The organism is Microvirga sp. HBU67558 (genome assembly GCF_018069605.1).
In the GTDB taxonomy this organism is placed as follows: Bacteria; Pseudomonadota; Alphaproteobacteria; order Rhizobiales; family Beijerinckiaceae; genus Microvirga; species Microvirga terrae.
The window spans coordinates 1-20,078 of the sequence record NZ_JAGPUP010000467.1 but is presented as its reverse complement, the minus strand read 5'-3'; the positions used below and the strand labels follow the sequence as shown (position 1 = coordinate 20,078).

Here is a 20,078-nt window from a genome sequence, read left to right as displayed (position 1 = left end):
GCGGTGATCCGCGTCGGCGGCGCGACCGAGGTCGAGGTGAAGGAGAAGAAGGACCGCGTCGACGACGCCCTGAACGCCACCCGCGCAGCGGTGGAAGAAGGCATCGTCCCCGGCGGCGGCACGGCTCTGCTGCGCGCCAAGGCTGCGGTTGCCAAGCTCCAGAGCGACAATGCCGACGTGAATGCCGGCATCAAGATCGTTCTGCGCGCTCTCGAGGCTCCGATCCGTCAGATCGCCGAGAACGCCGGTGTCGAAGGCTCGATCGTCGTCGGCAAGATCGGCGACAACACGAAGTCCGACACCTTCGGCTTCAACGCCCAGACGGAAGAGTTCGTGGACATGCTCCAGGCCGGCATCGTCGATCCGGCGAAGGTGGTCCGCACGGCTCTGCAGGACGCGGCTTCGGTCGCCGGCCTGCTCGTCACCACCGAGGCCATGGTGGCCGAGGCCCCCAAGCGCGAATCCGCTCCGGCCATGCCGGGCGGCGGCATGGGCGGCATGGGCGGCATGGACTTCTAAGAAGTCCCCTCTCGACTGCTCTGACTTAACGGAAAGCCCCGGAGGAAACTCCGGGGCTTTTTGTTGCCTCTAGAGTAGCTGCAATGAGCCGATATCCACCGCCGTGGCGCAAATATTCAGCTTGGAAAGCGAGATATTGTTTATTTATATGAGATAACGTATCGAGGCCGCGAAATTCTATGAGTCCGGGGTTATCTATGACCACATATGTGATCAACGCGTCGAACCCGCTGCCTCCGACTGACAAAGATGGTCAGCACGCACTCGGACTTTCATCGGCTGATACGGTCATTCTCGAGGCTGGATCAGAGATCATTTCCAACGGCTACAATGCTTTCGCCGTGATCGGGGGATATGACGTCACCCTCCTGATCGACGGGAGGGTCAGCAGCCGCCTTGCCACGGGGGTGGCGGTGCATGGGACCGTCAGTGTCGGCAGCACAGGTAGTATCTACGGGTTCGACTCTGGCCTCCGATTGGTGAACGATTACCCTTCCGACCGTCCCAACTACCTCAACAACGAGGGTAGGATCTCCGGTGTTCTCAGTGCGATGGAGGTTTGGAGCCCTAAGACCTTCATTACCAACAGCGGGACGATTATCGGCCAGGATTATGGCATCGTTGCCGCAGGGATGAACGATCCAGAGCAGAGCCTAAAGATCAATAATACGGGCCGGATCTCGACAGCGACGCCCGATGGTGAGGCCATCGTTGGTCTTTTCGGCGGATCGAATACGATCATCAATCGGGGCACCATTGAAGGCAGGATCGCTCTGGGGGTGAAGAGCGATCTTTATGACGGTCGGGGAGGCGTGGTCACGGGTCTTGTGTATATGGGCCATGGGAACGACACAGCCTTCGGGGGAGCGGGTGATGAGACGTTCATCACTGAAAACGGAGCGAACTTTCTGGATGCAGGCGGCGGGACCGACACACTGATCGTCGTTGCACCTTCGGCGATCGATCTCCGGGTGACGGAGCGGCAGCAAACCTCGGAAGACTCCTGGGATATCATCCGCAACGTCGAAAATCTGAATGGCAGCATATTCAGCGACAGGTTTATCGGAAATGCTACGGCCAATACGCTCACCGGCAATGATGGAAACGATACCCTTGATGGCTATGACGGCAATGACCTGCTGAGCGGCGGAGCCGGCAGCGATCTTCTCGTTGGAGGTGCAGGTTCAGACACCGCATTATTCACTGGCAATTTCTCCGATTACACTATTTCCCTCGCGCAAAGCGGTACAATTACGATCACGGATCACCGCGCTACGGGCGATGGAATCGACTATCTGGGCGGAGTAGAATTCGCGCTCTTCGGCGATAGGATCTTCACTCTGCCACCTCCGTCTGCGCCATCACCAGCGGTCACACCGACGCCCGCAACGGAGCCCTCCACTCCTACGCCGTCCACACCCATTGCCTCCCCGGCCAAGAACCTCTCCTTCCGCGGCGGCAAGAAGGCTGAAACCTTCAAGGGCGAGAGCGGGCACGACTATCTCAACGGTGGTCTCGGCAACGATACCCTGACCGGCCGTGATGGTCAGGACACGTTCGCCTTCAGCAGCAAGCTGGGGCCGAAGAACGTGGACCGGATCACGGATTTCGAACACGCAGACGACTCGATCAGCCTGGCGAAGGCAATCTTCAGCAAGCTCCAGAAAGGCGTGTTGTCCAAAGCCGCGTTCTGGGTCGGAGCAGGGGCGCATGACAAGAGCGACCGCATCATCTTCAACGAGAAGACGGGCGCTTTGTCCTACGATGCGGACGGGTCGGGCACTCACCATGCGGCGATCAAGTTCGCCCAGCTGAAAGCTGGTACAGTGCTGAGCGCGAGCGACTTCTTCGTGGTGTGATCGTTCGATCCGCCGCATCGACGCAAAAAGGCCCCGGAGAGATCCGGGGCCTTGTTCGTCATGGACGACCAGCAGCAATCAGGCGGCGGTCTTCAGAAGCCCTTCGGCCTCCAGGGCCTGCTGGACGCTCGGGCGCGCCGCGATGCGGGCCTGGAAGGCCTGCAGGTGCGGGAACGGCGAGAGGTCGACATTGTGGAAGTTCGCCCAGTTCACGACCGTGAACAGATAGGCGTCGGCGATCGTGAAGGTCTCGCCCATCAGGTAGGGCCGCTTGGCCAGAGCCTCGTCGAGATAGACGAACCGGGCAGCGAGGCGCTCCTTGGTGGCGGCCTTAACGGCGTCCGGGGTGGCCGGGTTCCACAGGGGGCCGAAGCCCTTGTGGATCTCGGTGCTGATGAAGCCGAGCCATTCGAGCAGCCGGTAGCGCTCCACGGTCCCGGGGGCCGGCACGAGCGTCGTGTCCGGCTGCTGGTCGGCCAGGTACTGGACGATGGCGCTGGCCTCGGTGAGCACGGAGCCGTCCTGCAGGCCGAGCGCCGGCACGTAGCCCTTCGGGTTGATGGTGGCGTAGTTCGCCCCGGACTCGGTGGTGCGGTTGGCCAGATCGACCTTCTCCAGGCTCACCGGAATGCCGGCCTCGCGGGCGACGATGTGAGGCGCGAGCGAGCAGGCGCCGGGATAATAGTAGAGCTTCATGGGTCTTCTCCAGGGTTGAAGGGGATCAGGCCGCGGCCTTGAGGGAGGCCGGCGCGGGGGCGAGACTCAGCGGGCGGGAGGGCTTGAGAGCATAGGCCCCGTCGCCGAGAAGGGCTTGTGCGACGGACAGGACGATCAGGTAAAGCGGGTATTCCCAGCCGCCGCCTGGAGCCGAGAAGACCCAGCCGTTGCCGATATGCACCCAGGCCGCCCCGAACAGGACCGGCAGCAGGCCCAGCGCCACCCAGCGGCTCTGCACGCCGAGCACGAGCAGGACGCCGCCGATGAACTCGGCCAGGAAGGTGGCATAGGCGAGGGCGCCGGGCAGGCCAAGCGACTCGAAGTATTGCGCGGTTCCGGCGAGGGTGAAGGTCATCCACTTCAGGACGACGCTGTGAGCGATATACATGACACCGAGCGCGACGCGTAGGAGCAGGGCCGCATAGTCGGAAGGAGACGGGTGGGCGAGTGGCATTGCAATTCTCCATGCAAGTGCATAGAGTTTTGATGCAGGTGCATTGGTCTGTCAATTTATATGCATTTGCATTGAATCAAGGAAGGGTTTGCCGGGATGCAAGAGCCGTCCGCCGCGATCATCAAGGCCTGGGGGCGCCTGATCAGGGCCGAGCGCACCGTGGTGGGGCGCATCGAGGCGGAGCTGAAAAGCGCCGGATTTCCGTCGCTGCACTGGTATGACGTGCTGCTCGAGCTGAAGCGTGGGCCGGACGGGCGGCTCACGCCCCGCGAGATCGAGGCGGCGGTGCTGTTCGAGCAATACAACCTCTCCCGGCTTCTCGACCGCATGGAAGCCGAGGGGCTCGTGCGCCGCATTCCATTCCCGGGTGACAAACGCCGACAGCTGGTCGAGATCACGGAAGCGGGGCGGAGCCTGCAGGAGCGCATGTGGCCGGTCTATGGCGGCGCCATCAGCCGCTTCTTCGGGGAAAAGCTCGGAGAGAAGGAGGCCGGGCAGCTGTCGGGCCTGCTGCTCAAGCTGTTGCAAGCCGAGAATACCTGAGGCCCGAAGAACGAACTGGACCGAAGGACGTTCATGAGAGAAGACGGTTAAGTTCCGACGGCCGACGAGGGATCACCCGTGAAACCAACCATCTTCTCCTTCCCCACGCCGCGGCGCAGCCTTCTTGCCGTCTTTCTCGTCCTCGGCGCGGCGGTTCAGATCGCGGGCTGTCCTCCTGCCTGGGCGCAGTCGGCCTCGTCCGCCCGCTCCAGCTCGGCGTCCATCCGGACACCGGACTTCGACGAGAGCGTGCGCTGGTACCAGGACATGCTCGGGTTTCGGCTGATCGGGAGCCAGAGCCTGGTTCCCGGTCGTCAGGCCGTGCTGGAGCGGAGCGGCTTCCTGTTGGAGATCACCGAGGTCGATCACGTGCTGCAGCCGGATCGAGATCCCCACGCCACGGGCAATGTCGCCGTGACGCCTTTGCCAGTCATCAGCTTCCTCGTCCCCGACGTGGACGAGGAGGTCCAGCGCCTCCGCAAGGCCGGGGTCGAGATCCTGCAGAATCCCGAAGACGAGCTCGATGGTCGCTACCGTACGGCGCAGATCCGCGACAACGGCCGCCACCGGATCGAATTGCGGGAGCCCATCGACGAGAACGGCTTCAACGCGATGGGGCGCTGACGGAAATTTTCCCGCCCCGGGGAATAATCCCAAGCGTGGCGTGTCTCTGAAATCGTGGCCATCACCGGCCTCAGGAGGACACCCATGAAGCTGTTTCTGCGCCCGGCCATCCTGGCAGGAGCCCTCGTCGCCGCCACCGTCGCGCTTGCGCAATCCGCCGCCCCCGCGAAGGTGGCGGACACGAGCAAGGGCAAGGCTCTCGTCGATGCCAAGGGCATGACCCTCTACACCTTCGACCGCGACAGCGCCGGCAAGTCGGCCTGCAACGGGCAATGCGCCCAGAACTGGCCGCCGCTGATGGCGGGCGGGGGCGCCGCTGCCTCTGGCGACTGGAGCGTGGTCACCCGCGACGACGGCTCCAAGCAATGGGCCTACAAGGGCAAGCCGCTCTATCTCTGGGTCAAGGACACCAAGCCGGGCGAGGTCACGGGCGACGGCGTCAACAACGTCTGGCATGTCGCGGCGCCCTGATCCTTGCAGGAGCAGCCCGTTCATCGTTGAATGATGCGGCCAGCTGAGAGTCGCCCTTGGACGAGATCGCTTCCCTTCTCGAACCGCTGATCCCGGGCCTGCGCCGGTACGCCTGGGCCCTCCTGCGCGATGGCGAGGCGGCGGACGATCTCGTCCAGGATACCCTAGAGCGTGCGATCAGCCGCTGGAGCCAGCGGCGCGACGGCGATCTGAGAGCCTGGCTCTTCACGATCCAGCGCAATCTGTTCATCAACAGCCTTCGCCAGAGGAAGGTGCGCGGGATCCCCGTCGGGGAAGAGGCCCTGAACGACGTTCAGTCTCCCGACATGAACCCCGAGAGCCACGCCGGATTGCGCGATGTCCTGAAAGGACTCGAGGCCCTTCCGGAGGAGCAGCGCTCCATCCTGCTGCTGGTGGGCGTCGAGGATCTGTCCTACGAGCAGGCCGCGCAGGTGCTGGGCATCCCGCTCGGCACGGTCATGTCCCGCTTGAGCCGGGCTCGGACGCGACTGAGAGAGTTTATGGAACACGGGCGCGTTGCCGCCTTGAGGAGAGTGAAGTGACGGGCGAGCGACCCATCGGTGAAGACGATCTGCAGGCCTTCGTCGACGGCCGGCTCTCGGCTTCGCAGCGCGAGTCGATCAAGGCGTATCTCGCCGATCATCCGGCGGCTGCCACGCAGGTCGAGCGCGAGATCGAGCAGCGGGAGGCCCTGCGCGCCCGGCTCGCTTTCAAGGCGCAGGAGCCCATTCCCTCACGCCTTCGCGTCGCCAACCTCGTGGCGGCCCGCCGTCGCACGCCGTTGATTCGTCCTGCGGCGTTCGCCGCCGCACTGGCATGGCTTGCCATCGGCGGAAGCCTGGGAGCCTGGGGCGGCGTCTGGTGGAGCACCCGGGCGCACAGGCAGGCGGACGCCATGAGCGTCGCCGACAACGCCATCGCGGCGCATCGCATCTATGTGAGCGAGCGCCTGCACCCCGTGGAAGTTCCCGCCGATCAGGAGGCGCATCTCGTGCAATGGCTGTCGCGGCGCGTGGGCAAGCCGCTGACCGCGCCGAACCTGAACGCCCAGGGTTATCGCCTCATCGGCGGGAGGCTGCTTCCCGACAGCGGTGAAGCGGCCGCGCTCTTCATGTACGAGAATGTGGGCGGCAGCCGCCTCACGCTCTATGCCCGATCGCGCGAGAACGAGACCGAGACATCCTTCCGCTTCGAGGAACGGGACGGAGTCTCGGCCTGTTCCTGGATCGACAAGGGATTGTCGTACGTGGTCACGGCCAAGGCGGATCGCGCCCAGCTCCTGCCGATCGCCGAGGCGATCTACAAGCAGCTCGAGGCTGCAGGCGACCCCGCGAAGAGCCGCCTGTAATCATCTCTCCAGCTTCAACCGAACACCGCGGGATCGGGCCCGACGCGGCCGGAGGCGTCGTCGAGCGCTTCGATCGCACGCATGTCCTCGGCGGCGAGCTTGAAGTCGAACACGTCGATGTTCTCGCGCATGCGGGAGGGCGTCACGGATTTCGGAATGACCACGAGCCCGTTGTCGAGATGCCAGCGCAGGATGACCTGGGCGGGCGTCTTGCCATATTTGCGGCCGATCGCCGTGAGGGTCTCGTCGCTCAGGAGCGTGCCCTGTCCGAGCGGGCTCCAGGATTCCGTCGCAATGCCGCTCTTCGCGTGAAATGCGCGCAGTTCCGTCTGCTGGAATCGCGGATGCAGCTCGATCTGGTTGACCGCAGGGGTCACGCCGCTCTCGTCGATCAGTTTCTGCAGATGCGGCACCATGAAGTTCGATACGCCGATCGATTTCGCCCGTCCGTCCTGCTTCAGCTTGGTCAGCGCGCGCCACGTGTCGCGATAGGCCTCGCTGCCCGCGACGGGCCAGTGGATGAGGTAGAGATCGACGTGGTCGAGCCCAAGGCGCGCCAGGCTCTCGTCGAAGGCGCGCAGTGTCTCGTCGTACCCGTGACGGTCGTTCCAGACCTTGGTGGTGATGAAGAGCTCCTCACGGGCCACGGGAGCGGCCTTGATGGCCTGCCCGACGCCTTCCTCGTTGCCGTAGATGGCGGCCGTATCGATCGAGCGGTAGCCCGCCTCGATCGCCTCGCCGACGGCGCTCGCGGCTTCCTCGTTGGAGACCCGCCAGACGCCGTAGCCGAATTGCGGCATGGCGTTGCCATCGTTCAGGCGGACAGTGGGGATGGTCGTCATAGGCTGCTCCATTGACAATGCGGCAGGAAGGTTGGGTCGATATGGAATAAGCAAATAGTGACCGCCACCGGCGAGCGCCATGCCGGAACCGGCATGGGCACCCTGCGTTGCAAGCTTGACACGATCATCCCCGCACAGGAGCCCGCCTTGTCCATTCCAGAAGCGCGGAAGGGGACCCCCGATCCGACCCTCGACGAGATGGAGTTCCGCCGACGGTTCCTCGAACAGTTTCAGGATCCCGCCTTCGCGGCGCTGGAGGGGGAGCTGCAGCGGGTTGCCGACGCCGCCTGGGACGCCTACAGCCATCATCGCAAGAGCCCCAAGACCCGCAAGGCCGGGCCCGGCTTCGCCGATCCCGACTACGATCTCGCGGTCGACTGGATCGCCGCGAAGGATGCGATCGACCGGGCCCAGGAGCGGCATGAGAGCAGCTCCGGTCCCGCCCGCTTCCTTCTCGTCTCGGCGTCGTCACGCAGCGAGCACACCTGCCCCGGCGAGATGTCCAAGAGCTACCGCCTCGTGGAGATCGCGCATCAGGTCCTGGCCAGTGCCGGCAATACCGAGGTCGAGGTGCTCGAACTGAGCCGTCTCACGGCCGAATACGGCCGTCACATTCACCCCTGCAAGGCCTGTTTCTCGACGGCGGCCGCTTTGTGCCACTGGCCCTGTTCCTGCTATCCCAACTTCTCTCTCGGCCAGACGCACGACTGGATGAACGAGATCTATCCCAGATGGGTGGAGGCGCATGGGGTGATGATCATCACGCCCGTCAACTGGTATCAGGTCTCGTCGCCCTTGAAGCTGATGATGGACCGGCTCGTCTGTGCCGACGGCGGCAATCCGGACCCGACCTCGACGCAGGGCAAGAAGACGGACATCGCCAAGGGTCTCGAGCTGAAAGGCTGGGACTACCCCAAGCATCTAGCCGGCAGGCAGTTCTCCGTCATCGTCCACGGCGATGCCGAAGGGGCGGGGAGCGTCCGCCGCAGCCTGTCCGACTGGCTGCGCGCCATGGACCTGGAGCCCGCGGGCGCAGCTGCGGAGTTCGATCGCTATATCGGCTACTGGAAGCCCTACGCCACCAGCCATGAGGAGCTCGACCAGGATCAGGCCGTGCAGGACGAGGTGCGCAACGCCGCCTGGACCCTGCTCGAAGCCGTCAAGGCGAAGCGGGACGGAAAGCTCGTTGCCGCCGGAGAGAACCTGAAGGAGCCTCGGCAGAAGTAGCGCACGCGCGAAGGCCGGGCGATCGGGCCTGGTCCAGCTTACCGCGCTCGACGATCCGTGGCCTATCTCGGAGCCGACTTCACCTCGGCGTCCCACTTCTTGAGCAGGCGCGTCCGCTCCGCCACGGAGCCGTACTTGGCGGTGTCGTAGTTGATCAGCTTCATCTCCGAGAGCTTCGGCGCATCCGGCGAAACGGGAGCGTTCTTGTTGGACGCGATGGAATAGATCTTCAGGTCCGCGCCGACGAGCTTCTGGGCGTCGGCCGAGAGCGCCCAGTCGACGAAGGCCTGCGCCGTTTCCGTGTTCTTGCCGCCCTTCACGACGGAGATGGATCCGGTCTCGTAGCCGGTGCCCTCGCAGGGTGCCAGGGTTTTCACCGGTGCCCCATCGGCGATCATCGTCACCATGTCGTGCATGAAGGCAATGGCGATTCCGGTCTCTCCCAGCGCCACGGCCTTGACCGGAGCGGCGCCCGACTTGGTGTATTGATTGACGTTCTTGTGCAGGCCTTTCATGTAGTCGAAGGCCTTGTCCTCGCCCATGAGCTGAACGAGCGAAGCCAGGAACACGTAGGCGGTGCCGGACGAGTTCGGATCGGACACCTGCACCTCGTCGCGGTATTTCGGATCGAGAAGATCCGCCCAGCATTTCGGCTCGGGCAGGCCACGGCTTTCCAGCACTTTCGTGTTGTATCCGATGCCGAGGGCGCCGAGATAGGTCCCCGTCGCGCGGTATCCCGCCTGCTCGGCGAAGCGCTGAGCCCAGTCATGCAACTCCGGCAGCTTCGGCGACTTGTACGCAACCGTGAGGCCTTCCTCGGCCGCCTGGATGTGGGAATCGCCCGGGCCGCCCCACCAGACGTCGGCGCGCGGATTCGAGGCTTCGGCCCTGATCTGCGCCAGGGTTTCGCCGGTGCTCTTGCGCACCATCGTGGCCTTCGCGCCCGTGGCCTTCTCGAAGGCCGCGACGCCGACGCGGCACTGCTCCTCGAGAATGGAGCAGTAGATCGTGATCGGCGCCTGGGCCTGAGCGGCCAGCGGAGCGGCGCAGAGTGTCGTCGTGAGAGCCAGGCCGAACAGTGACAGGCGCATGAATCCTCCTCCGGGAATGCCGGGCTGATCGCCCCGGCTCCTCTCGTGCGTCAAGAGACCCTGCGATGAGGAAGCTTAGCCGGCTTGTTGTCAAGGAGGCTTTGGTCGAGTGCCGTGCCTCCGCTCACGAGCGACAGGCGGAAGACCGAACAGAAAGGCCGGGCACGAGGCCCGGCCTTCGAATGCGTGGAGCTGCGCCGCTTACCAGCTCGTCAGGACCGAGCCCTTGAACTTCTCCTCGATGAACTGCTTCACCTCGGGCGTGTGGTAGCTCTCGACGAGAGCCTTCACCCACGGCTTGTTCTTGTCCTCGCTGCGCACGGCGATGAGGTTCACGTAGGGACCCTTCGGGTTCTCCCGGGCGATGGGATCCTTCACCGGATCGAGGCCGCCTGCGGTCGCATAGTTGGTGTTGATGACGGACGCGTCCACGTCTTCGAGGACGCGCGGTCCCTGGGCGGCTTCGATCTCGACGAACTTGATCTTCTTCGGGTTGTCGGTGATGTCGATCGGCGTCGGCTTGAAGCCGACATTGTCCTTCAGCTTGATCAGGCCCTTGTCCTGCAGCAGCAGAAGCGCGCGGCCACCGTTGGTCGGGTCGTTCGGGATCGAGATCGTCGCGCCGTTCGGCAGGGCATCGAGGCTCTTGTGCTTCTTCGAGTAGATGCCGATCGGGAAGTTCACGGTCAGCGCGACGCTTTCGATCTTGAAGCCGCGATCGGCCACCTGGTTGTCGAGATAGGGCTGGTTCTGGAACGAGTTCGCCTCGATGTCGCCACCGGCGAGCGCGGTGTTCGGCACCACGTAATCGGAGAACTCGACGATCTTGAGATCGAGGCCCTTCTTGGCCGCGATGGGCTTCACGGCTTCGAGGATCTGCGCATGAGGGCCGGGCGTGGCGCCGATGCGGATCGTCTGGGTCTGCGCCAGAGCCGGCAGAGCAGCAATCGAGAGAAGGGCGGCGAGGCCCAGCTTCTTCAGGGACATTGAGTTACTCCTTGTGCGATGTTTTGGTCGGTGATCAGGCGTGGCGGATGCGCTTGTTGAGGTGGCGTGCGAGGCGGTCGCCGATGCTCTGCACCGCCTGGACCAGCACGATGAGCACGACCACGACCGCGAGCATCATCTCCGGCATGAAGCGCTGATAGCCGTAGCGGATGCCGAGATCGCCCAGGCCGCCGCCGCCGACGGCGCCGACCATGGCCGAGAAGCCCAGCAGCGACACGACGGCCAGCGTCAGGCCGAGAACGATGCCGGGCAGCGCTTCGGGGATCAGCACCTTGCGCACGATCTGGATCGGGCTCGCGCCGAAGGCGCGCGCGGCCTCGATCAGGCCCTGGTCCACCTCGCGGATCGCGCCCTCGATGAGGCGTGCGATGAAGGGCGTCGCGGCGATCGTCAGCGGCACGATGGCGGCGTTCGTCCCGATGGAGGTGCCGGCGATCAGGCGCGTGAACGGGATGATGGCCACGACGAGAATAATGAAGGGGGTCGAGCGCGTGGCGTTGACGATGACGCCGAGCACCCGGTTGACCCAGGGGGCGGCGAACAATTCGCCTTTGCCCGATGTGGCGAGGAACACGCCGAGCGGCAGGCCGAAGAGCGTGGCGATCAGCGCTGAGACGGCGACCATGTAGAGGGTTTCGCCCGTGGAATTGGCGATGAGGCGGATCATCTCAGGCGACATGGCCGAGGACCTCCGTGTCGAGACCGTGCTTGTTCAGAAAGTCGAGGGTGGTGGCAAGCGATTGCTCGGGCACGCCGACCACGAGGGTGCCGAACGGGCGGCCTGCTATCTCGTCGACGGAGCCCGACAGGATGTTGGTCTCGATGTCGAGATCGCGGGCGAGCCGCGCGAGGACCGGATCCGTCGCATGGGGGCCGCGGAAGCCGATGCGCACCACGGCCTGACTGCCGGGCGTCGCCTCGGGCCGGAGCCTGCTCTGCACGTAGGGCGGCAGGGCGCGGCCGGACTCGTCGGCGAGAAACGAGCGGGTCACCTCGTGCTGCGGCCGGGTGAAGACCTCGAACACGTCGCCCTGCTCGACGATGCGCCCGCCTTCGATCACCGCGACCTCGCGGGCGATGTTGCGGATCACCGCCATCTCGTGGGTGATGAGCAGGATGGTCAGGCCGAGCTCGTCGTTGATGCGGCCGAGCAGATCGAGAATCGACCGGGTGGTCTCCGGGTCGAGCGCCGAAGTCGCCTCGTCCGACAGGAGAACCTTGGGCTTGGTGGCGAGCGCGCGGGCGATGCCGACGCGCTGCTTCTGGCCGCCGGAGAGTTCGGACGGATAGCGGTTGCGCTTGTCCGAGAGGCCGACGAGAGCCAGAAGCTCCTCGACGCGGGTCCGGATCTCGGCCTTGTCATAGCCGGCGACCTCCAGCGGCAGGGCGATGTTCTGAGCCGCCGTGCGCGAGGAGAGCAGGTTGAAGTGCTGGAAGATCATGCCGATCGAGCGACGCGCATGACGAAGCGCGGCTTCGGGCAAGGCCGCGATGTCGGCGCCGTCGACGATCACCTTGCCGGAGGAGGGCTTCTCGAGTCCGTTCACCAGGCGGATCAGGGTCGACTTGCCGGCGCCCGAACGGCCGATGACGCCGAGGATCGAGCCCTGTGGGACGGCGAGGTTGATCTCACGAAGGGCCGTGACGGGCTGGCCGTCCCGTCCTGGGAAAGTCTTCGACACCTTCTCCAGGCGCACGATGGGCTCCGCCGGGATCAGGCGCTGCGCAGTCTGGCTGCCGAGATAGCCGAGAGGGGCGTTCATAAAGTCGCCTTTGCAGTGACGTCGGGGATGTCGAAATGACACATGAAACATCCCGTTCTCTAAGTCAATTGTTTCGTTCGTTAAACAGGACGATCCGTCTTTGCCGAACGCGATTGGCCATTTATGTGCCTGTCGCACTTCTCACAAGGTTGCTATCGCATGGAGAGAAGGGAAGTTCCTCCTTTCTTTCGCCACAAGCACGATTGATCCGGCTTCTCGGATATCCACGGAGCCGGGGACGGGATCTCGGCAGGAGATGTGTATGATCAAGGCGAGCGTTGCGCTGGCAGTCGTAGGTTTAGCCGTTCTGCTGGCTTCCCTGTCCGGGGCGGCCGCAGTTCCGTTCTATCTGCCCCTCTCGAGCCTCGTCCTGGCCGGGATCGTGTTCGCAGGACGGAACATCCCCACCTTTCTGCGGATCTTCGTCGTCATGATCGCGGCGACCCATCTGGTGCTGGTGGCGCTGGTCGTCGGCGCCGTCACGGGGCTGATCACGGGCGATTATACGGGATACGTGCCGCCGCCCTCCGCGGCGCTGGGCGCGACGGCCTTCGGGGCGATCATCTACGGCCTGTCCTACGTTCCGGTCGTGCGCACCATCTGCCGCATCACCGACCTTTATCTCGACTCGCAGGCCGACAGCGTCATCCGCATTCCCTTCCTCGGCCTCGTGCGGGCCCGGGAGGGCACCATCGGCATCGCGATGATCGGGATCCTCATCGCCATCAACCTCGCCCAGGTCGCGCTGAACGTCCGCCTCAGCTTCTTCTCGCGCGACATGTTCAATGCGCTCGAAGCGAAGGATGCAGCAGCCTTCTGGTATCAGCTCTTCGTCATCTTCACGCCGCTGGCGGCCGTGTTCGTGGCCATGGCCCTGACCGAGGTGCTGCTGCAGAACGTGCTGTCCATCCGCTGGCGAGCCTTTCTCAACACCTACTATCTTCGCGAGTGGCTCGGCGACGGGACGCATTACCGGATGCAGATCATGGGCCGCGGCGCGGACAACCCGGACCAGCGCATCTCGGAGGACCTGCGCAAGTTCGTCGAGAGCACCTATTCCCTGTCCGTCGGCCTGATGAACCAGGCCGCGACCCTGGTGTCCTTCGTGGCGATCCTCTGGACGATCTCGGCCGGCTTCACCTTCCCGGGGACGAGCGTGGAAGTGCCGGGTCTGCTGGTCTGGGTCTGCGCCGCCTATGCGATCCTCGGCACCTGGGTGACCCATCTCATCGGACGGCCGCTGATCGCGCTCAACTTCGAACAGGAGCGCGTGGAGGCGAATTACCGCTTCTCGCTGGCACGCCTGCGCGAATACACGGAACAGGTCGCGCTCCTGTCCGGCGAGACCGCCGAGCGGGAAGGCCTCGGCCGGCGGTTCGGTCAGATCGTCGACAACTACATGCGGATCGTGTTCCGCCTCATCAAGCTCAACACCTTCACGTCGGCCTATTTCCAGGCCAACGTGGTGGTGCCCTACATCCTGACCGCGCCGTATTACTTCATCGGCAAGATCTCCCTCGGCCAGATGCAGCAGGTGGTCGGCGCGTTCTCGCGGGTGGAGTCGGCGCTGACCTACTTCATCACGATCTATACGACGCTCGCCGACTACAAGGCCGTGCTCGACCGTCTCACCACCTTCGAGGGCGCAATCGCATCGGCCCAGCGCGTCGGGGGCGAGAGCAAGCTGGCCGTCGCCGAAGCGCCCGGACGGGACCTGCGCCTGAACGACCTTGACGTGCGGCTGCCCGACGGCAGCGCTCTCATGCATACGGACGAGCTGGCCTTCCATCCGGGCGAGCGTACCCTGATGACCGGGCCGTCGGGCTCCGGCAAGTCCACCCTGTTCCGCGCCATCGCGGGCATCTGGCCCTTCGGCGAGGGGCAGGTGCTGGTCCCCGAAGGGCAGACCATGATGCTCCTGCCGCAGCGGCCGTACATTCCCATCGGGACCCTGCGTGAGGCTGTGACCTACCCCAGCCGGGCGGACGCCTATGACGACATCCAGATCGCCGAGGCTTTGCGCTCGGCCCGGCTGCCGCAGATCGCCGAGCGTCTCGACGACGACCGCAACTGGGCCCAGACCCTGTCGCTCGGCGAGCAGCAGCGCCTCGCCGTCGCCCGGGCGCTTCTCGCCAAGCCCGACTGGCTGTTCCTCGACGAGGCGACCGCCGCGCTCGACGAGCCCACGGAGGGCGAGATCTACCGGATCATCAAGGACAAGCTGCCGAACACGACGGTGGTGTCCATCGGCCATCGCTCCACGCTGGCCGCCTATCACGATCGCCGGATCGACATGAAGAAGTCGGATGGCGGCCTCTCGACTCCGGTCGATCTGCGCCAGGCCGAGCCTGCGGAATAGACCCTCTCCGTCATCACCGGCCCTGTGCCGGTGATCCCGAACGGAGAAGCGCCGCGCTTCACAGGATCGCCATGGCCGGGACAGGCCCGGCCATGGCGCCGTCGGTGGCATTCCCGGCGAGCAAAACGAAAAAGGCCGGCGCGACGCCGGCCTTTTTCATTCTCGCCCGGCAACAGGTTAGAGCGAGCGCTCCAGGACCAGCTGGCCGCCGTTCTGGGTCTGGATGATCAGGTTGCGGCCCTGGATGTCCCACTTGCCGGAGGAGCGGAGCGCTACCAGGAAGGCCTGCTCGATCGCCATGGTGGTTTTGTCGCAGCTCTTCTTCGTCAGGGCGAAGGGCCCGACGGCCAGTCCCTGCTCGCGCAGGGGATAGGCCGCCGTCGCATAGGTGTTGCAGCCGCTGAAGCCTGTGGCCCGAAGCTGGTCGTCGAGCTTGAAGCTCGGACGCTCTCCAGTGAACGGCTTGCCGTTCAGGCTGACGGCCACCCAGGAGGAGTTCAGGGGGAAGATCTTGCCGCCGTCTCCCGGCTGCGGGACCTTGGGATCCACTTGGCGCGTCGGGCCGACCGGCCGGCCAAGGGTCGTCCCTGCCGACTGGGCATGAGCTCCCGAGACGGCGGCGAGAGCCACCACGAATGTCGCAAGTCGAAGTGCGTTCATCGGAACCTCTTCACGCAAAAAACGCCCGGACCATAGGAGGCCTTGAGCCCCGAGGCAACGCCCAAGGTGATGTTGTCCTATCCATACGTGAGGAAACACGCCTCAGCCAATTCGCCGCAGGAGGCGCTCGGTAAGAGCGTTGGTCGGACGGAACAGATAGTCGAACGCCCGAACCGAGATGTCCTGCGCGCCGATGCCCTGGAGGGCCGCCACGATCTCGAACACCGTCGCGGCCCGGCAATGCAGCACGACCTCGCGGCCGAGAGCGTTGCCATAGGGGAGGGACGCTCCGTGGTTCTTGGTCAGCGCCACGAGCGCTGCGCTTCGGGCCGGGTCGAGCGCCGCCCGCACCTCGCGGCTCGTCCTGGCCTCTTCCTCGGCGGCGATGCGCGTCAGCACGGCCGTGGCCGCGGCTCGGGCCCGGTCCGTCCAGGGGGCGCGGGTCGCGGCCACCAGATTGGCCTCCGAGCGCAGCATCACGCCGTCGTCCAGGATTTTGAGGGCATTGGCGGCCAGCGTCGCGCCGGTCGTGGTGATGTCGACGATCAGCTCCGCGGAGCCCGCGCCCGGCGCGCCCTCGGTGGCGCCGAGGCTCTCGACGATCCGGTAGTCCGCCACGCCCTTCTCGGCGAAGAAGCGGCGGGTGAGGTTCACGTATTTGGTCGCCACCCGCATCTTGTCGCCGTGGCGCGCGCGTAGATCGGCCGCCACCTCGTCGAGGTCGGCCATGGTGCGCACGTCGATCCAGGCCTGCGGGACGGCGACGACCACGTTGGCATGGCCGAAGCCGAGCGGGGTGAGCAATTCGACCGCCTCGTCCGCGTCGGCGATCTGCTCGCGGATCAGATCCTCGCCGGTGATGCCGAGATGGGCGGTGCCGCTGGCGAGCTGGCTCACGATCTCGGACGCCGACAGGAACGCGACCTCGACGTCCGGAACGCCCGCGAGCGTGCCGCGGTAGTCGCGCGCCCCGCGGGATTGGGTGAAGACGAGGCCGGCGCGGGCGAAGAACGCGGCGGCGTTCTCCTGCAGTCGTCCCTTGGAGGGAACGGCCAGGATGAGAGGCGAGTCGGTCATCAGGGTGTTCCCACGATACGGTCGAGCCAGAACGAGCAGCCCACCGCCGGGATCGGGGCTTCGGCTCCCAGATGTTCGAGCAGGCGGTCGTAGCGGCCGCCGCCCACCACGGGCTTGCCGTCGCCGCGGCGCGGATCCTGCACTTCGAAGATGAACCCCGTGTAGTAATCGAGATTGCGCGCGAAGGTCGCGGAAAAGGAGAAGGCGCTCACGTCGAGCCCGCGCGCGGCCATGAAGCCGGTGCGCTCCTCGAAGGTCGCGAGCGCGCCGTTGAGATCGAGGCCTGCCTCTCTGGCGAGGCTCCTGACCGCATGAGCCGCGTGGTCCGGATCGCCCGCAACGGCGAGATAGCGCTCCAGGATCTGCCGCGCCTCCTCGGCCAGGCCGGTCCGGTTCGCGGCGCGGGCCAGGAAGCGCTCGGCGATCTCGCCCGCGCTGCGCCCGCCGACCCGGGCGATCCCGGCGATCGACAGGATGTCCTCCACGAAGGACTTGGCCGCTTGGGGAGCCTGCCCCTCGATGGCCGCGAGCAGCCCCGCATGCTCCTGGGCCCCCGGTCCGTCGGGCTCGCCGAGGCTCGCCAGCCCCTGTCCCGACACGATGGCGCGGATCACTCGGCGCTTGGCGGCCGGCGCGACCCCCAGGGCATCGATCAGCGCATGCAGAAGCCCCATGTCGCCCAGCTTGACCACGGGGGCGGGGCCGCCGAACTGCTTGAGCCCGTCCAGGGCCAGGGCGAGGATTTCCGCATCGACGGCCGAGACATCCGTCCGGCCGATGGATTCGAGCCCCGCCTGAAGGAACTCGCCGCTTTCACCCGACCGCATCCGGAAGACCGGGCCGCCATAGGAATAGCCGGAGGGCTGGGCGCCATGGTGGAAGAGGTGCTGAAGGCAGACCGGGATCGTGTATTCGGGCCGCAGACATAGTTCCGCCCCCGAGGCGTCCTGCGTCACGAACATGCGGCGCCGGATATCCTCGCCGGACAGGTCGATGAACACGTCCGCCGGCTGCAGCACCGGCGGCTCGATCCGCGCATAGCCTTCGCGCTCGAAGAGCGCGATCAGCGCGACAATGGCATCCGTCTCCGTCACTCGCTTCGCCCAATCCTTGTGTCGGCAAGCTCTCTAGCAATGCCGCGCCGGGAAGGCGATTGTTTTCGACGGGAAGGGTGAATGCTCAGGTGAAGATCCCAATGCGAAGTAGGCTTCTCTCCAACCAACAGGAATGGCCGGCACAGGGCCGGCCATGACGGGATGAGGTCCGCGGCGGCCCAGGGCTTACTGCTTCCCGGCGGTGTCGGTCTTCGCCTTGGTGGTCCGGCTCTTGCTGGTGCCGCTGGAGCGCTGGACGTATTTGACCTTCTTGGGCTCCTGCTTGTCCCCTTCGTCGCCGACGAGGCTGGCGGGCAGGAAGTGGCGGGCGGCCTCCGTGACCACGCCCGCGACGGCCCCTGCCGCCGTCTGGGTCAGGTCGACGCCCTGCGAGCCGGCATCGGCCACGGCGGCGCCGGCCTTCTTGGCCGTGCGGGTCTTGGTCAGGGCGGCGGCAGCGGCGCCGGCGGCGGCGATCAGAGCGTCGGCCAGAATCTCGCGGCCGAGATTCGTATTGATCAGATCCATGAGGCCGGACTTCTTGGCCGTCTTTGCCAGTTTCGCACCGGCGCTCTTGTCTGAACCCTTCTTCGCTTTCGCGGTGTTCTTCTTGTCCTTGTTCTTCGGCATCTTCATCTCCTGATGGTCAAGCTTGGGAGACAACCCCTATGAAACCACAGGGGTTCCCGAAAGGCCAAGCTTATCCGAAGTGGCGGTCGAGAACCTCGCGCACCGCCCTGACGAGATCCGCCTCGGGCACGGAGAACTGGGCCGGACGGGCCGCCTTCCACTCCTCGTTCGACGCGATGGCCTGGGCCGCCTTGGCGCCTTCGATGAGATCCTTGATCTCGACCTCGCCGCGCTCGCGCTCGTTGGAGCCCTGGATCACCACGCAGGGGCTCTGGCGCCGGTCGGCATATTTCATCTGCGCCTTCATGCCCGAGGAGCCGAGATAAAGCTCGGCCCGGATACCTGCCTGGCGCAGGGTCGAGACCATGCGCTGGTAGGCGGCGACCTGGTCCCGGTCCATGACGAGCACCACGACCGGTCCCGGCTTCTCGGCCCCGGACACGATGGGGCTCCCGACCATCTGCAGGGCCGAGAGGAGGCGGGAGACCCCGATGGAGAAGCCGGTCGCCGGCACCGGCTCGGAGCGGAAGCGGCCCACGAGGCCGTCATAGCGCCCGCCGCCGCCGACCGATCCGAAGCGCACGGGGCGCCCGTCCTCGTCCTGGACCTGGAAGGTCAGCTCGGCCTCGTAGACCGGGCCCGTATAGTATTCCAGGCCGCGTACCACCGAGGGGTCGATCGTCACCCGGTCCTCGTAGCCGGAAGAGGCGACCAGGGCGGCGATCTCCGCCAGCTCGTTCGCGCCTTCCAAGCCGCGGTCCGAGGTGCCGACGACCCTGCGCAGGTTCTCGACCGTGGTCGCGTTGTCGGCACCCTTGGCGTCCGTGAACGCGAGCACGCGGGCGATGGCGTCTGGGTCGAGTCCCGCGCCTTTCGTGAAGTCGCCGCTCTCGTCCCGGCGGCCGGCGCCGAGGAGCTGACCCACGCCTTCCGGGCCGAGACGGTCGAGCTTGTCGATGGCGCGCAGCACCGTCAGGCGCTGGCCCGCCTTGTCCTCGCCGCCGAGGCCGATGGCCTCGAGCACGCCGTCGAGAACCTTGCGGTTGTTGATCTTGATGATGAAGTCGCCCCGGTTGAGCCCGAGCTTCTCCATCGTGTCGGCGGCCATCATGCAGATCTCGGCATCCGCCGCGACGGAAGCGGCGCCGACCGTGTCGGCGTCGAACTGCATGAACTGGCGGAAGCGCCCGGGGCCCGGCTTCTCGTTGCGGAACACCCAGCCGACCCGGTAGCTGCGATAGGGCTTGGGCAGCGCGTCGAAGTTCTCGGCCACGTAGCGGGCGAGCGGTGCCGTCAGGTCGTAGCGCAGGGACAGCCATTGCTCGTCGTCGTCCTGGAACGAGAACACGCCCTCGTTGGGTCGGTCCTGATCCGGCAGGAACTTGCCGAGGGCATCGGTGTACTCGACGAAGGGCGTCTCGACGCCCTCGAAGCCGTAGAGTTCGTAGGAATCGCGGATCGCCGCGAGCATGCGCTCGGTGGCGGAAAGATCGGCAGGGGTGCGATCGGCAAAGCCGCGCGGGGCGCGAGCCTTGATCTTGTCGGCCTTGGACATGGTTTCTTACAGCAGCCGTTGGGTTGGGGAAAACGTGCTGCGGTCACTACTCCCTGCAGCGAGCACGAGCAAGGGCTCTTGCCGGACGGACGGGTCCGGCGGTCATGGCGGCTGTGAGCCCGTGAACCGGCCGCCGCGAACGCCTCCTCCTCGTCATCACCGGGCTTGTCCCGGTGATCCCGCTTGTTTGAGGTGCGGCGCTCTTCCGGATCGGGA

21 protein-coding genes are annotated in these 20,078 nt (G+C 65.6%); 9 read left to right on the top strand and 12 right to left on the bottom strand.

The annotated features are described in order from the left end of the window. The coding region (locus tag KBI52_RS07310; RefSeq protein ID WP_305797880.1) for a TCP-1/cpn60 chaperonin family protein at positions 1–519 on the top strand (519 nt) is incomplete at its 5' end. 197 nt (positions 520–716) lie between these two features. After that, complete coding sequence (locus KBI52_RS07305) at positions 717–2,378, top strand: calcium-binding protein (RefSeq protein WP_210806383.1); 1,662 nt, start codon at positions 717–719, stop codon at positions 2,376–2,378. A gap of 78 nt (positions 2,379–2,456) precedes the next feature. On the opposite strand, the gene gstA is transcribed toward KBI52_RS07305, so the two are convergent. Both gstA and KBI52_RS07295 read right to left on the bottom strand, forming a co-directional pair. After that, positions 2,457–3,074: a glutathione transferase GstA gene (gstA, locus tag KBI52_RS07300; protein WP_210806381.1), complete on the bottom strand. Its 618-nt coding sequence runs from the start codon at positions 3,072–3,074 to the stop codon at positions 2,457–2,459. Between the two features lie 25 nt (positions 3,075–3,099). Further along, positions 3,100–3,549 (bottom strand): DoxX family protein, encoded by a 450-nt coding sequence (locus tag KBI52_RS07295; protein ID WP_173945423.1) that lies wholly within the window; start codon positions 3,547–3,549, stop codon positions 3,100–3,102. A 96-nt stretch (positions 3,550–3,645) separates the two neighbouring features. On the opposite strand from KBI52_RS07295, the gene KBI52_RS07290 reads away from it, so the two are divergent. The 5 genes from KBI52_RS07290 to KBI52_RS07270 all read left to right on the top strand — a co-directional run bounded on the left by KBI52_RS07290 (position 3,646) and on the right by KBI52_RS07270 (position 6,556). Further along, positions 3,646–4,092: a MarR family winged helix-turn-helix transcriptional regulator gene (locus KBI52_RS07290; protein WP_173945422.1), complete on the top strand. Its 447-nt coding sequence runs from the start codon at positions 3,646–3,648 to the stop codon at positions 4,090–4,092. 78 nt (positions 4,093–4,170) lie between these two features. Continuing rightward, entirely contained in the window at positions 4,171–4,716 is a 546-nt protein-coding gene (locus KBI52_RS07285; protein ID WP_173945421.1) for a VOC family protein, read from the top strand. Between the two features lie 84 nt (positions 4,717–4,800). Further along, a complete protein-coding gene (locus KBI52_RS07280) occupies positions 4,801–5,187 on the top strand; it encodes a hypothetical protein (RefSeq protein WP_210806379.1) in 387 nt (128 codons plus the stop codon). A 56-nt stretch (positions 5,188–5,243) separates the two neighbouring features. After that, a complete protein-coding gene (locus KBI52_RS07275; protein ID WP_210806378.1) occupies positions 5,244–5,750 on the top strand; it encodes a sigma-70 family RNA polymerase sigma factor in 507 nt (168 codons plus the stop codon). Next, a complete protein-coding gene (locus KBI52_RS07270; protein WP_210806376.1) occupies positions 5,747–6,556 on the top strand; it encodes an anti-sigma factor in 810 nt (269 codons plus the stop codon). The genes KBI52_RS07275 and KBI52_RS07270 overlap by 4 nt, the downstream gene beginning before the upstream one ends. Positions 6,557–6,570: 14 nt before the next feature. On the opposite strand, the gene KBI52_RS07265 is transcribed toward KBI52_RS07270, so the two are convergent. Beyond that, positions 6,571–7,398, bottom strand: a complete 828-nt coding sequence (locus tag KBI52_RS07265) for an aldo/keto reductase (protein ID WP_210806374.1) — start codon at positions 7,396–7,398, stop codon at positions 6,571–6,573. A gap of 198 nt (positions 7,399–7,596) precedes the next feature. Between KBI52_RS07265 and KBI52_RS07260 the strand changes: the two genes are divergently transcribed. Beyond that, positions 7,597–8,625: a flavodoxin family protein gene (locus tag KBI52_RS07260; protein ID WP_247654246.1), complete on the top strand. Its 1,029-nt coding sequence runs from the start codon at positions 7,597–7,599 to the stop codon at positions 8,623–8,625. Positions 8,626–8,687: 62 nt separating this feature from the next. Here KBI52_RS07260 and KBI52_RS07255 read toward each other — a convergent pair whose 3' ends face one another. The 4 genes from KBI52_RS07255 to KBI52_RS07240 form a co-directional block, all read right to left on the bottom strand. Next, positions 8,688–9,716, bottom strand: a complete 1,029-nt coding sequence (locus KBI52_RS07255; protein ID WP_173945416.1) for an ABC transporter substrate-binding protein — start codon at positions 9,714–9,716, stop codon at positions 8,688–8,690. Between the two features lie 201 nt (positions 9,717–9,917). After that, positions 9,918–10,703: a MetQ/NlpA family ABC transporter substrate-binding protein gene (locus KBI52_RS07250; RefSeq protein WP_173945415.1), complete on the bottom strand. Its 786-nt coding sequence runs from the start codon at positions 10,701–10,703 to the stop codon at positions 9,918–9,920. 34 nt (positions 10,704–10,737) lie between these two features. Then, on the bottom strand, positions 10,738–11,403 hold the full coding sequence (locus tag KBI52_RS07245) for a methionine ABC transporter permease (RefSeq protein WP_173945414.1): 666 nt from the start codon (positions 11,401–11,403) through the stop codon (positions 10,738–10,740). Further along, entirely contained in the window at positions 11,393–12,487 is a 1,095-nt protein-coding gene (locus tag KBI52_RS07240; RefSeq protein WP_247654245.1) for a methionine ABC transporter ATP-binding protein, read from the bottom strand. Before KBI52_RS07240 ends, KBI52_RS07245 begins: the two co-directional genes overlap by 11 nt. Before the next feature lie 262 nt (positions 12,488–12,749). Here KBI52_RS07240 and KBI52_RS07235 point away from each other — a divergent pair, with 262 nt between their 5' ends. After that, the gene (locus KBI52_RS07235; RefSeq protein ID WP_210806372.1) at positions 12,750–14,846 is read left to right on the top strand and encodes an ABC transporter ATP-binding protein/permease; all 2,097 of its coding nucleotides are present in this window, start codon (positions 12,750–12,752) and stop codon (positions 14,844–14,846) included. Positions 14,847–15,023: 177 nt separating this feature from the next. Here the strand turns inward: KBI52_RS07235 and KBI52_RS07230 are convergent, their stop codons facing one another. From KBI52_RS07230 to hisS, 5 genes are all read right to left on the bottom strand, one after another. Further along, on the bottom strand, positions 15,024–15,506 hold the full coding sequence (locus KBI52_RS07230) for an META domain-containing protein (RefSeq protein ID WP_173945412.1): 483 nt from the start codon (positions 15,504–15,506) through the stop codon (positions 15,024–15,026). A 102-nt stretch (positions 15,507–15,608) separates the two neighbouring features. Next, a complete protein-coding gene (gene hisG, locus KBI52_RS07225; protein WP_173945411.1) occupies positions 15,609–16,583 on the bottom strand; it encodes an ATP phosphoribosyltransferase in 975 nt (324 codons plus the stop codon). Beyond that, positions 16,583–17,677: an ATP phosphoribosyltransferase regulatory subunit gene (locus KBI52_RS07220; protein WP_173945410.1), complete on the bottom strand. Its 1,095-nt coding sequence runs from the start codon at positions 17,675–17,677 to the stop codon at positions 16,583–16,585. The genes hisG and KBI52_RS07220 overlap by 1 nt, the downstream gene beginning before the upstream one ends. A gap of 186 nt (positions 17,678–17,863) precedes the next feature. Next, complete coding sequence (locus KBI52_RS07215; RefSeq protein ID WP_210806370.1) at positions 17,864–18,307, bottom strand: hypothetical protein; 444 nt, start codon at positions 18,305–18,307, stop codon at positions 17,864–17,866. Positions 18,308–18,377: 70 nt separating this feature from the next. Further along, a complete protein-coding gene (gene hisS, locus KBI52_RS07210; RefSeq protein ID WP_173945408.1) occupies positions 18,378–19,862 on the bottom strand; it encodes a histidine--tRNA ligase in 1,485 nt (494 codons plus the stop codon). Positions 19,863–20,078 lie beyond the last annotated feature (216 nt).

What these genes read in the sequence shown, in the direction of transcription:
- KBI52_RS07260 (WP_247654246.1), top strand. Translation starts at nt 7,597, where the DNA reads ATGGAGTTCCGCCGACGGTTCCTCGAACAGTTTCAGGATCCCGCCTTC.
- KBI52_RS07295 (WP_173945423.1), bottom strand. Translation starts at nt 3,549, where the DNA reads ATGCCACTCGCCCACCCGTCTCCTTCCGACTATGCGGCCCTGCTCCTA.
- KBI52_RS07265 (WP_210806374.1), bottom strand. Translation starts at nt 7,398, where the DNA reads ATGACGACCATCCCCACTGTCCGCCTGAACGATGGCAACGCCATGCCG.
- KBI52_RS07290 (WP_173945422.1), top strand. Translation starts at nt 3,646, where the DNA reads ATGCAAGAGCCGTCCGCCGCGATCATCAAGGCCTGGGGGCGCCTGATC.
- KBI52_RS07240 (WP_247654245.1), bottom strand. Translation starts at nt 12,487, where the DNA reads ATGAACGCCCCTCTCGGCTATCTCGGCAGCCAGACTGCGCAGCGCCTG.
- hisS (WP_173945408.1), bottom strand. Translation starts at nt 19,862, where the DNA reads ATGTCCAAGGCCGACAAGATCAAGGCTCGCGCCCCGCGCGGCTTTGCC.
- gstA (WP_210806381.1), bottom strand. Translation starts at nt 3,074, where the DNA reads ATGAAGCTCTACTATTATCCCGGCGCCTGCTCGCTCGCGCCTCACATC.
- KBI52_RS07250 (WP_173945415.1), bottom strand. Translation starts at nt 10,703, where the DNA reads ATGTCCCTGAAGAAGCTGGGCCTCGCCGCCCTTCTCTCGATTGCTGCT.
- KBI52_RS07230 (WP_173945412.1), bottom strand. Translation starts at nt 15,506, where the DNA reads ATGAACGCACTTCGACTTGCGACATTCGTGGTGGCTCTCGCCGCCGTC.
- KBI52_RS07215 (WP_210806370.1), bottom strand. Translation starts at nt 18,307, where the DNA reads ATGCCGAAGAACAAGGACAAGAAGAACACCGCGAAAGCGAAGAAGGGT.
- KBI52_RS07235 (WP_210806372.1), top strand. Translation starts at nt 12,750, where the DNA reads ATGATCAAGGCGAGCGTTGCGCTGGCAGTCGTAGGTTTAGCCGTTCTG.
- KBI52_RS07245 (WP_173945414.1), bottom strand. Translation starts at nt 11,403, where the DNA reads ATGTCGCCTGAGATGATCCGCCTCATCGCCAATTCCACGGGCGAAACC.
- KBI52_RS07255 (WP_173945416.1), bottom strand. Translation starts at nt 9,716, where the DNA reads ATGCGCCTGTCACTGTTCGGCCTGGCTCTCACGACGACACTCTGCGCC.
- KBI52_RS07305 (WP_210806383.1), top strand. Translation starts at nt 717, where the DNA reads ATGACCACATATGTGATCAACGCGTCGAACCCGCTGCCTCCGACTGAC.
- KBI52_RS07280 (WP_210806379.1), top strand. Translation starts at nt 4,801, where the DNA reads ATGAAGCTGTTTCTGCGCCCGGCCATCCTGGCAGGAGCCCTCGTCGCC.
- hisG (WP_173945411.1), bottom strand. Translation starts at nt 16,583, where the DNA reads ATGACCGACTCGCCTCTCATCCTGGCCGTTCCCTCCAAGGGACGACTG.